Source organism: uncultured Aquincola sp. (assembly GCF_964001545.1).
In the GTDB taxonomy this organism is placed as follows: Bacteria; Pseudomonadota; Gammaproteobacteria; order Burkholderiales; family Burkholderiaceae_C; genus Aquincola.
In genome coordinates this window covers 1-10,414 of the sequence record NZ_CAXFDV010000804.1, presented here as the reverse complement: position 1 = coordinate 10,414, position 10,414 = coordinate 1, and the positions used below count along the sequence as shown (strand labels likewise).

12 protein-coding genes are annotated in these 10,414 nt (G+C 70.0%); 6 read left to right on the top strand and 6 right to left on the bottom strand.

Annotated elements, in window-relative coordinates; translation table 11 throughout:
* The coding region (locus ABNT58_RS27995) for a class II aldolase/adducin family protein (RefSeq protein WP_348756650.1) at window positions 1-513 on the top strand (513 nt) is incomplete at its 5' end.
* Here the strand turns inward: ABNT58_RS27995 and ABNT58_RS27990 are convergent.
* Window positions 489-1,142, bottom strand: coding sequence for an enoyl-CoA hydratase-related protein (locus ABNT58_RS27990; protein WP_348756649.1), 654 nt, complete (start codon window positions 1,140-1,142; stop codon window positions 489-491). The two genes, ABNT58_RS27995 and ABNT58_RS27990, sit on opposite strands and share 25 nt — an antisense overlap.
* A gap of 217 nt (window positions 1,143-1,359) precedes the next feature.
* On the opposite strand from ABNT58_RS27990, the gene ABNT58_RS27985 reads away from it, so the two are divergent.
* The gene (locus tag ABNT58_RS27985) at window positions 1,360-2,523 is read left to right on the top strand and encodes a hypothetical protein (RefSeq protein WP_348756648.1); all 1,164 of its coding nucleotides are present in this window, start codon (window positions 1,360-1,362) and stop codon (window positions 2,521-2,523) included.
* A 9-nt stretch (window positions 2,524-2,532) separates the two neighbouring features.
* On the opposite strand, the gene ABNT58_RS27980 is transcribed toward ABNT58_RS27985, so the two are convergent.
* Genes ABNT58_RS27980 through lptF form a run of 5 tightly spaced genes read right to left on the bottom strand, consistent with a single transcriptional unit; the run spans window position 2,533 to window position 7,241 of the window.
* Window positions 2,533-3,702: a pyridoxal phosphate-dependent aminotransferase gene (locus ABNT58_RS27980; RefSeq protein ID WP_348756647.1), complete on the bottom strand. Its 1,170-nt coding sequence runs from the start codon at window positions 3,700-3,702 to the stop codon at window positions 2,533-2,535.
* 5 nt (window positions 3,703-3,707) lie between these two features.
* On the bottom strand, window positions 3,708-4,658 hold the full coding sequence (locus ABNT58_RS27975; RefSeq protein ID WP_348756646.1) for a CysB family HTH-type transcriptional regulator: 951 nt from the start codon (window positions 4,656-4,658) through the stop codon (window positions 3,708-3,710).
* Window positions 4,655-5,044: a CbiX/SirB N-terminal domain-containing protein gene (locus tag ABNT58_RS27970; protein ID WP_348756645.1), complete on the bottom strand. Its 390-nt coding sequence runs from the start codon at window positions 5,042-5,044 to the stop codon at window positions 4,655-4,657. Before ABNT58_RS27970 ends, ABNT58_RS27975 begins: the two co-directional genes overlap by 4 nt.
* On the bottom strand, window positions 5,041-6,144 hold the full coding sequence (gene lptG / locus ABNT58_RS27965) for an LPS export ABC transporter permease LptG (RefSeq protein ID WP_348756644.1): 1,104 nt from the start codon (window positions 6,142-6,144) through the stop codon (window positions 5,041-5,043). Before lptG ends, ABNT58_RS27970 begins: the two co-directional genes overlap by 4 nt.
* Window positions 6,141-7,241 carry an LPS export ABC transporter permease LptF gene (gene lptF, locus ABNT58_RS27960; RefSeq protein WP_348756643.1) on the bottom strand — a complete coding sequence of 367 codons (1,101 nt, stop codon included), beginning with the start codon at window positions 7,239-7,241 and terminating at the stop codon, window positions 6,141-6,143. Before lptF ends, lptG begins: the two co-directional genes overlap by 4 nt.
* Window positions 7,242-7,268: 27 nt before the next feature.
* Here lptF and ABNT58_RS27955 point away from each other — a divergent pair, with 27 nt between their 5' ends.
* From ABNT58_RS27955 to ABNT58_RS27940, 4 genes are all read left to right on the top strand, one after another.
* Window positions 7,269-8,726 (top strand): leucyl aminopeptidase, encoded by a 1,458-nt coding sequence (locus ABNT58_RS27955; RefSeq protein WP_348756642.1) that lies wholly within the window; start codon window positions 7,269-7,271, stop codon window positions 8,724-8,726.
* A gap of 28 nt (window positions 8,727-8,754) precedes the next feature.
* Complete coding sequence (locus ABNT58_RS27950) at window positions 8,755-9,213, top strand: DNA polymerase III subunit chi (protein ID WP_348756641.1); 459 nt, start codon at window positions 8,755-8,757, stop codon at window positions 9,211-9,213.
* Window positions 9,213-9,557, top strand: coding sequence for a hypothetical protein (locus ABNT58_RS27945; protein ID WP_348756640.1), 345 nt, complete (start codon window positions 9,213-9,215; stop codon window positions 9,555-9,557). Before ABNT58_RS27950 ends, ABNT58_RS27945 begins: the two co-directional genes overlap by 1 nt.
* Before the next feature lie 191 nt (window positions 9,558-9,748).
* The coding region (locus ABNT58_RS27940) for a branched-chain amino acid ABC transporter substrate-binding protein (protein ID WP_348756639.1) at window positions 9,749-10,414 on the top strand (666 nt) is incomplete at its 3' end.

Genomic DNA, 10,414 nt, shown 5'->3' with positions numbered 1-10,414 from the left:
TTCCCGGTCAACCCGGCCGGCTTCACCATCCACAGCGCCATCCATGCGGCGCGGCACGACGCGGCCTGCGTGCTGCACGTGCACTCGCTCAACGGCATCGCGGTGTCGGCGCAGAAGGGCGGCGTGCTGCCGCTGTCGCAGCAGTCCATCTTCGTGATGAACGCGCTGGGCTACCACGACTATGAAGGCGTGGCGCTGAACGAGGACGAGAAGCCGCGGCTGGTGCGCGACCTCGGCCGCAACACCTTCCTGATGCTGCGCAACCACGGCCTGCTGACGGTCGGGCGCACGGTGGCCGATGCCTTCCTGTCGATGTACCTGTTCGAGTCGGTGTGCACCATCCAGGTCCGGGCGCAGGCCGGCGGCGGCGAGCTGATCCACGTCTCGCCCGACATCATCGCCACCGCGCGTGAGCAGTCGCGCCAGGTCACCAAGGGCATGGGCCCGGGCGCGCTGGCCTGGCCCGGCCTGCTGCGCCGGCTGGAGCGTCAGATGCCCGGTTTCGACCGCTGAAGCCGCGGGGCCGCCCCCAGGTACCACTCCTTGGCCGCGGCGATGCGGCCAGCGGGCACGCCGCCCAGCTTGCGGCCCCAGCGCAGCGCCTCGGCGGCCGCCTCGCAGGGCGGCACCACCTCGTTGGCCAGGCCCATGCCGTGCAGGCGCCGGGCGCTCAGCGCCTCGGTCAGCCACAGCAACTGCATGGCCAGCGGGCGTGGCAGCTGCAGGCTCAACGCGGCGGCGGCTTCAGGCTGGGTCCAGGAAAAGCACGCGTCGTCGGCCGCGATCACCACGTCGCAGGCCAGCGCCAGCACGAAGCCGGCATCCACCGCATGGCCTTCCACTGCGGCGATGATGGGCTTGGGACTGCTGCGCATCACGTCCACCAGCGCCTCGAAGGCGGCCTGGAAGCCACCCGGCCCGGCTTCGTCGTGGCCGGCGGCATGGGCGTCGGCACCGGCGCAGAAATGCGCACCATCGCCTTGCAGCACGATGCAATGCACGTCGGGCGCATCGGCCGCGTTGTTGATGGCTTCGACGCCGGCGGCGCAGGCCTGGGCCGACAGGCGGTTGCGCGTGGCCGGGTCCTTCAGGGTCAGCAGCAGCGTGTGTTCGCGCCGTTCGGTCAGCAATTCGGAAGACATCGTCAAGACAGGCCCTGGACAGGCCGATAAGGGCTTGATCGATTGTGTCACGCACCCTTGACGCCACCCGGTGCGCGCAGGGCCGCATGCTAGAGTGATCTGTCCCCCTTCTGCCGTCTCGTCCCACCTCTTCCGACGCATGAGCGATGCCGGTGTTCGCCGCTGTTCCCGGGCTCCGGCCCATGGTCTGCCGCGCCTGACGGCGCTGGCCGCTGCCGTGCTCGTCACATCGGCGGCCGCCCAGCCCGCCGCTGCGCCTGTGCCTGCCACCGGCGCTGCCCCGGCCAGCCTGTCGGTCGCCAGTCCCACGGGGCCTGCGGCGGGCGCGACGCCCGACGCTCGCCTGGCCGAACTGGCCCGTGCGGTGGAACAGCTGCGCACGGCCGACGCCGGCCGCCAGGCCCAGACCGCCCAGCTGCAGGAACAGGTCAAGCACCTGCGTGGCCAGGTGGAATGGCACGAAGCCGTGCTGCCCTGGCTGGGCGCGGCACTGGCGCTGCTGGCCGGCGGCCTGGGCTTGACGGCCCGTGCGCTGCTGCGGCGCCCGCGCGCCAAGTCGGTGCCGGCCCAGGTGCCCGTGCCACCCCCGCAGGCTTCGGTGCCGCCGTCGGTCTCGGCCTCGGCTTCACGCCCGGGCAGCCTGCCGCGAGCGGGTGGGCAGGCCAGTGTGCCGCCGCCGGCCACGCTGCCGCCGCTGCCGCAGGCCGAGGCGCCCGCGCGCCCGCCCGCCTTGCCGCTGGGTGAGCGGCCCGAGTTCGTCAGCAGCACGCGGCCGGTGCCGCAGCTGTTTTCCATCCCCGACACGCCGGCGCCGCTGCTCAGCGCCGAAGCGCTGATCGACCTGGAGCAGCAGGCCGACTTTTTCCTGGCGCTGGGCCAGGACGATGCCGCGGTCGAGCGCCTGGTGGCCGAGCTGCGGACCGTCGATGGCCACAGCCCGATGCCCTGGCTGAAGCTGATGCAGATCCACCGCCAGCGTGACGACCGCGCCGCCTACCAGCGGGCGCTGGACCGCTTCCGCCAGCGGTTCGGCCCGCATGGGGCCGACTGGGAGCATGCCCACCATCCGCAGCGCGGCCTGGACGAATACCCCGAGGCCGTGGCCCGCCTGCAGGCGCTGTGGCCGCAGCCGCAGGACGCGATGACGCTGCTCGAGCGCCTGGTGGGCGGCTGCGAGCCGACGCTGGTGCTCACGCTGGCGGCCAGCCAGGACGCCTTGCTGCTGTACCAGCTGGCCCGCAGCCACATGCCGGGCGCCGAGCCTGCGCCCACGCCCGACGTGGACCTGCTGCTGCCGATGGACCCTTCCGGCAGCGCCAGCCGGCCGGCGCGGGCTGGCGCGGTCGACCTGGACCTGTCCAGCGGCCTGGCGCCGCTGTAAGCCCGGCGTTCAGAGCCTGGCCAGCCGCTCCAACGCGCGTTCCAGCGTCTCGTCCTTCTTGGCGAAACAAAAGCGCACGATGCGCTGCTCGAAGCCGTTGGCATAAAACGGCGACAGCGGGATCGCGGCCACACCCAGCTCGGTGGTCAGGCGGCGGCAGAAGTCGGCTTCGCTCACCGTGTCGTCGATGGCCGAATAGTCCACGCACTGGAAGTAGCTGCCCTCGCTGGGCAGCAGCTGGAAGCGGGTGTTGGCCTGCAACCCGGCGCGGAACAGATCGCGCTTGCGCTGGTAGAAGGCCGGCAAGTCGAGGTAGGGCGCCGCATCGGCCATGTAGCGGGCCAGCGCATGCTGCACCGGCGTGTTCACCGTGAACACGTTGAACTGGTGCACCTTGCGGAACTCGGCCATCAGCGCGGCCGGCGCGGCCACGAAGCCCACCTTCCAGCCGGTCACGTGGTAGGTCTTGCCGAAGCTGGAGACCAGGAAGGTGCGCGCCGCCAGCTCGGGGATGCTGGCCGCGCTGATGTGCGGCCGGCCGTCGAACACCATATGCTCGTACACCTCGTCGCTGATCAGCAGCACGTTGGTGGGCCGCAGCAGCGCGGCCAGCTGCTGCATCTCCTCGGCCGTCCACACCGTGGCGCTGGGGTTGTGCGGCGAATTGACGATGATGGCCCGCGTGCGCGGCGTCAGTGCCGCGGCGATCAGACCGAAGTCGGGCCGGAAGGTGCCGGGCGTCAGCGGCACGCGCACGATGCTGCCGCCGGCCAGCTCGATGTTGGGGCCGTAGCTGTCGTAGCAGGGCTCCAGCACGATGACCTCGTCGCCCGGGTGCACGCAGCACAGGATGGCGGTGAGGATGGCCTGGGTGGCGCCGGCCGTCACCGTGATCTCGGTGCCGGGGTCGTAGCGGTGGTGGTACAGCGTTTCCAGCTTGGCCGAGATGGCCTCGCGCAGCGCCGGCACGCCGGGCATCGGCGGGTACTGGTTCAGGCCCTGCTGCATGGCCTGGGTCACCGCGTCCACCAGCCTGGGGTCGCAATCGAAGTCGGGGAAGCCCTGGCCCAGGTTCACCGCCCCATGCTCCTGCGCCAGCGCCGACATGACGGTGAAGATGGTGGTGCCCACGTTGGGCAGGCGGCTGGGCACGGTCAAGGCGGTGGAAGCGTTGCTCATCGGGGTCACAGTTGGTAGTCGTCGGCGTCCTGCTCGCTGCCCATGGCGCGGCTGATCAGGCTGCGGTTGAGGCGGTCGCTCAGCAGCTCGGCGAACGAGTAGACGAAGTTGCGCAGATAGGCCCCGCGCTTGAAGGCCACATGCGAGATGTTCTGGCCGAACAGGTAGCCCAGCGGCCGCGTCACCAGCTCGCCGCCGGGCGGGTCGTCGCGCACCGCCATCTCGGCCACGATGCCCACGCCCAGGCCCAGGCGCACATAGGTCTTGAGCACGTCGGAGTCGATGGCCTCGAGCACGAAGTTGGGCGTGAGCCGGCGCTGGGCGAAGGCGGCGTCGATGCGGCGGCGGCCGGTGAAGGCGGCCTGGTAGCTCACCAGCGGCTCGGCGGCCAGCTGCTCCAGGGTGGGCCGTTCCACCGCGGCCAGCGGATGGCTGCTGGGCAGCACCAGCACATGCTGCCATTCGTAGCAGGGCAGGGTGACCAGGCCTTCGATCTCGTGGATCGATTCGGTGGCCATGCCGATGTCCGCGCTTTCGTCCAGCAGCATGCGGGCCACCTCGTTGGGCGTGCCCTGATGCATGCTCACGTTCACCTTCGGAAAGCGCTTGCGCAGCGCGGCCACCGGCTCGGGCAGCATGTAGCGGGCCTGGGTGTGGGTGGCGGCGATCGAGAGCGTGCCCGCATCCTGCAGGCTGAACTCCTCGCCGATGCGCTTCAAGTTGCCCACCTCGCGCATGATGATGTCGATCGACTTGAGCACCTGCAGCCCCGGCTCGGTGATGCGCTTGAGCCGCTTGCCGTGGCGGGTGAACACGTCCACGCCCAGCTCTTCTTCCAGCTCCAGGATGGCCTTGCTGACCCCGGGCTGCGAGGTGTGCAGGGCCTTGGCCGTCTCGGTGAGGTTGAGGCCGCGCCGCGCCGCTTCCTGCACGAAGCGGAACTGGTGCAGGTTCATGGCAGCCGGGCCGCGGCCGCGGCCATCGCGTCGATCACGTCGGGCATCTCGCCGATGGCGGGATGCAGCGTGAAGCGCACGCCGGCATGCTCGGCCTGCAGCCGTTCCATCAGCGCCGGCAGGTCCTTGCGCACATGGCCGCCCGCGCCCAGGAACAGCGGCAGCACGTCGATCTGCCGGCAGCCGCCGGCCACCAGTTCGGCCGCGGCCTGCGGCAGCTCGGGCTGCATGAATTCAAGATAGGCCAGGCGCACGGCCAGCTCCGGGCGCTGAGCCCGCACGCGCGCGGCCACGGCCTCGAAGGGTTCGGCCCAGCGGGGGTCGCGCGCGCCGTGGGCAAACAGCAGCAGGCCCTGGGCCGCCGCGTCGGGGGGCAGATCGCTCATCGGTACCTCACAAGCCAGGCAAAAGCCGCCAGCGACAGCAGCAGGTACAGCAGGCTGGGCGTGGCGGCCACCACCCAGGGTGTCCAGTTGCGCAGCAGCCCCAGGTGGCTGGCCACGTTGTTCAGCAGCACGAAGCTGATGCCCAGCAGGATGCCGCCGAACACCTTCAGCGCCACGCCGCCGCTGCGCGCGTGCAGGTAGGCGAAGGGCAGGGCCAGGCCCATCATCACCAGGCAGGCGAAGGGGTAGAGCGCCTTCTTCCAGAACAGGATGGCGTGGCGCTGGGCGGCCTGCTCCTGGTCGCTCAGGTGCATGCTGTAGCGCCACAGTTCCACGGTCGACATGGTGCTCACGGGCAGCACCGCCGCGGCCACCACGTCGCCGGTCAGGCTGGTGGGCCAGTCCAGGCGGGCATGCCGCTCGTCGGTGATGCGGGCATCGGCCACCTCGGCAGGCCAATGGGTCACCAGCACGTCTTGCAGCTGCCATTGACCGTCGCTCACGCGGCCGCTGGCGGCCGACAGGCGGGTCAGCAGCCGGCCGTCGGCGTCGAATTCGAAGATGCGGATGCCTTGCAGCACGCCGTTGGCGGTGGTGCGCTGCACGTTGACGGACACGTTGCGGTCGCCCTGCGGCGTGCTGCGCCGGTCCTTCAACCAGGCGCCGGCACGGCCCAGTTCACGGCCGCCCTGGCTGCGCGCCTGCACCTCCACCGCCTGCCGTTCCGAGGCGGGCGCCACATAGTCGCCCACCACGAAGGTGACCACCGCAAAGGCCGCGCCCAGCCCGGCCAGCAGGCCCAGTGCACGCCCGGGGCCCAGGCCGCCGGTGCGCAGGATGGTGAACTCCGACGACTGGGCCAGCCGCGACATGGCGTAGATGGCGCCGATCAGCACCGCGATCGGGAACAGCTCGTAGAAATGCCCCGGCATGTCGAGCAGGCCCGATAGCAGCGCCGAGGCCATCGTGTAGCCCGGCCGGCCCACCTTGTCGAGCTCGTCGACAAAGTCGATGAAGAAGAACAGCGACAGAAAGGCGGCCGCCACGAAGATCACCGCGCCCGAGATGTCGCGGTACAGCAGCCGGCGGACGGTTCTCATGCGGCGGCTCCGCTGCGGCGGGGGCCGAACAGGCGCAGCGTGGTGCCATGGTCACGCCACCACAGCAGGCCCAGGCCCACCACGAACATGCTGCCGTGCAGGGCCAGCAGCGCGCCGCCCAGCGACAGCCGGCCCGATGCAATCCAGGCCTGCGAGACGTTGATCAGGTTGTAGTACACGATGAAGCCCAGCAGGGCGAACAGCAGGTTCCAGTTGCTGGCCCGCCGCGGATTGGCCGCCGACAGGCCGATGCCCAGCAGCAGCAGGTTGCCCGCGCCCAGCAGCAGGCCGAAGCGCCAGCCCAGCTCGGCCTGGTTCTTCAGCGTGGGCGCGTTCATCAGGTCGACGGTGCGCATGGCCTTGGGCGGCTGCTCCTCGGCACGCTGCACCGAGCGTTCGTCGGCCAGCACGCGGTAGGTCTCGAAGCGCGACAGCGTGCGGTTGCCGGTGACCAGGTCGGTCTCATGGCGCTGGCCGCTTTCCAGCACCAGCCAGCGGCCGTCGTCCTGCGTTTCGAGCCGGCCGCTGCGCGCGGAGATCACCGACTCCTTCTTGCCGTCGTTGGTCAGCACGAACACGTTGCGGGCGTTGGGTGTCTGCTGGTTCTCGCGTTCGACGAAGAAGACGCGGCTGCCGTCGCGCGAGGTCTGGAACACCCCCGGCGTGACGCGCGAGAGGTCCGAGCGCTGCTGGTAACGATCGCGCAGCTCGGCGGAGTTGCGGTTGCCCCAGGGCCAGACGAACAGCACCAGCGCGGCCACCACCAGCAGCACCGGCCAGCAGGTGCGCAGCACCGGCTTGACGAAGCGCGACAGGCTGATGCCCGAGGCATTCCAGATCGCCATCTCGCTGTCGCGGTAGACGCGGCCCAGCGTGACCACGATGGCCACGAACAGCGACAGCGCCAGCATCGTCGGCAGATGCACCAGCGAGGTATAGCCCAGCAGCAGCGCCACGTCTTGCGGCGCAATGCTGCCGCCGGCCGCCTGGCCGATGGTGCGGATGAGCATGATCGTGAGGACGATGGTGACGATCACCACCAGCGTGGCGCCGAAGGACCGGGAGAGCTCTTTTCGCAGCGTCGTATCGAATAACATCGTGCGTTCTTCAAACCTGCGTGCATTATGGACTTCCGTTCCCAATCCATCGGCCCGTCGGGGCTCGCTTCTGTGGCTGCTGATGCGCTGCTGGTCGTGGTGGTCGGCGAAGCCGTGCCGGCCGGTCTGGACGCCAAGGTGGCCAGCCTGTTGAACGACGCCGTCGCGCAGGGCGACTTCGCCTTGAAGGCCGGTCGCAGCCTGTACATCCATCGCCCTGCCGGCTTCAAGGCGCCGCGGCTGGCCCTGGCGGCCGCGCCGGCGCCCAGCGTCAAGGCCTTCAAGGCCGCGGTGGCCGCGGGCGTGGCCAGCCTCAAGGCCCTGGGTGCGCGCCACCTGGCCGTGGCCTGCGCCGGCGCACCGCTGACGCCTGCCCATGCCGACGCGCTGGTCTCGGCCATCGGCGACGCGGTGTACCTGTACACGCAGACCAAGCCCAGCGCACCCCAGCCCTCCAAGCTGTCCAAGGTCACGCTGGTGTGCGCCAAGGAAGAAGCCACCGCGCTGCAGAAGGGCCTGGTGCGTGCCGCTGCGGTGCACGAAGGCGTGACGCTGGCACGTGAATGCGCCAACCTGCCCGGCAACGTGGCCACGCCCACCTTCCTGGCCGAGCAGGCCAAGACCATCGGCAAGCAGTTCGGCATGAAGGTGCAGGCCTTCGACCGCAAGGCGGTCGAGAAGATCGGCATGGGCTCGTTCCTGTCGGTGGCCCAGGGCTCGGACGAGCCGCTGCAGTTCATCGTCATGCAGTACCAGGGCGCCGGCAAGGCCGATGCGCCGGTGGTGCTGGTGGGCAAGGGCATCACCTTCGACACCGGCGGCATCTCGCTCAAGCCGGGCGCCGAGATGGACGAGATGAAGTTCGACATGGGCGGCGCGGCCAGCGTGCTGGGCACCATGCGCGCCATCGGCCAGCTCAAGCCCAAGGTCAACGTGGTGGCGCTGATCCCCGCGTGCGAGAACATGCCCAGCGGCCGTGCCATCAAGCCGGGCGACGTGGTCACCAGCCTGTCGGGCCAGACCATCGAGATCCTGAACACCGATGCCGAAGGCCGGCTGATCCTGTGCGATGCGCTGACCTATGCCGAGCGCTTCAAGCCCAAGGCCGTGGTCGACATCGCCACGCTCACCGGCGCCTGCGTCATCGCGCTGGGCCACATCCACAGCGGCCTGTTCACCGCCGACGACCAGCTGGCCGCCGACCTGCTGGCAGCGGCCGACAGCGCACTCGATTCGGCCTGGCGCATGCCGCTGGACGACGAGTACGGTGAGGGCCTGAAGAGCAACTTCGCCGACATGGCCAACATCGGCGGTCGCCCCGGTGGCGCCATCACCGCCGCGATGTTCCTCAAGCGCTTCACGGCCAAGTACCCGTGGGCGCACCTGGACATCGCCGGCACGGCCTGGAAGAGCGGCGCCAACAAGGGCGCCACCGGCCGCCCGGTGCCGCTGCTGACCCACTTCGTGCTGCAGCAGGCGCGCTGAGCGCCGCGCCGCAGCCCGCGCCGGCACCGTGCCCGCCACCGTCGAGTTCCACACCGGCATGGCCGACAAGATCGGCTTTGCCTGCCGGCTGCTGCGCAAGGCCTACGCCAAGGGCGCCCAGGTGGCGGTGACCGGTGCGCCCGAGGTGCTGCGCCAGCTCGACGATGCGCTGTGGCTGTTCGAGCCGCAGCAGTTTGTGCCCCATGTGCGGCTGAAGGCCGGGCAGGCCCCCGCGCCGCGCCTGGCTCGCACGCCGCTGTGGCTGCTGGACCCCGGCGCCGCCGCACCGCACCGGGAGGTGCTGGTGAACCTGGGCCCCGACATGCCCGCCGACCCGCAGGCCTTCCAGCGCGTGATCGAGCTGGTGGGCGCCCAGCCCGACGACCGCGATGCGGGCCGCCGCCGCTGGCGCGCCTATGAGGCCGGTGGCGCACAGATCGTGCACCATGCGCAAGGCGCCGCCGCAGGCGCCCAAGGAGCCGCCTGATGAGCACGATGTCCCGCTCGGTCCTGCCCACGCTGACGGAAGTCGTACGGGTGGAGCCGCCGGCTATGGGCCAACTGCCTGAGCCGCCGCTGCTCGACGCGGTGGTGGACGCCGGCCATCCGCCGCCCCCCGAGGAACAGCACCTCACCCAGCGCGTGCTGGCCGACGTGCAGCGCCAGATCGACCTGATGCTGGAGTACCGGCTGCGCGAGGCGCTGGCCCCGGCGATGGCGCGCCTGACCGAAGCGCTGGTGCACGAGGCCCGCAGCGAACTGGCCAGCACGCTGCGCGACGTGGTCGCGCGCGCCGTGGCCCAGGAGCTGGGCCGCCAGCGCGGCCGTTAAGGGTTTACACCCGTTTGTCATCGATACCCGCGCGGGCCACGTTCAGGGGCCACGCCGATCGGGTTTCCACTACACGTGGCACAGGCCCTGCTACAGGAAAGCGCTGGGCAGAACAGGCACTGTTTTGGAGTATCTTCTCGGCCGTTGAGAAACCCACCCATACCTCTCAACCCATCAATCGGAGAGTTTGAATGCAAGTCAAGATGAACGTGATCGTCGCCGCCGCCGCCGTGCTGTTCGCGGGCGCCACGAGTGCCCAGGAACTGGTGGTGAAGATCGGCCACGTCGGCCCTACCAGCGGCCAGATCGCTCACCTCGGCAAGGACAACGAAAATGGCGCCCGCATGGCCATCGACGAGCTGAATGCCAAGGGTGTCACCATCGGCGGCAAGAAGGCCAAGTTCGAGCTGCTGGCTGAAGACGATGCCGGCGACCCGAAGCAAGGCACCGCCGCCGCGCAGAAGCTGGTCGACAGCAAGGTCAACGGCGTCATCGGCCACCTGAACTCGGGCACCACCATCCCGGCTTCCAAGATCTACAGCGACGCCGGCATCCCGCAGATCTCGCCCTCGGCCACCAACCCCAAGTACACCCGCCAAGGCCTGAAGACCACCTTCCGCGTGGTGGCTGACGACGTGCACCTGGGTGGCACGCTGGGCAAGTACGCCGTGACCGAACTCAAGGGCAAGTCGATTGCCGTCATCGACGACCGCACCGCCTACGGCCAGGGCGTGGCCGACGAATTCGAAAAGGGCGTGAAGGCCGCCGGCGGCAAGACCGTGGGCCGCGAGTTCACCAACGACAAGGCGACGGACTTCACCGCCATCTTGACCAGCCTGAAGGGCAAGAAGCCCGAT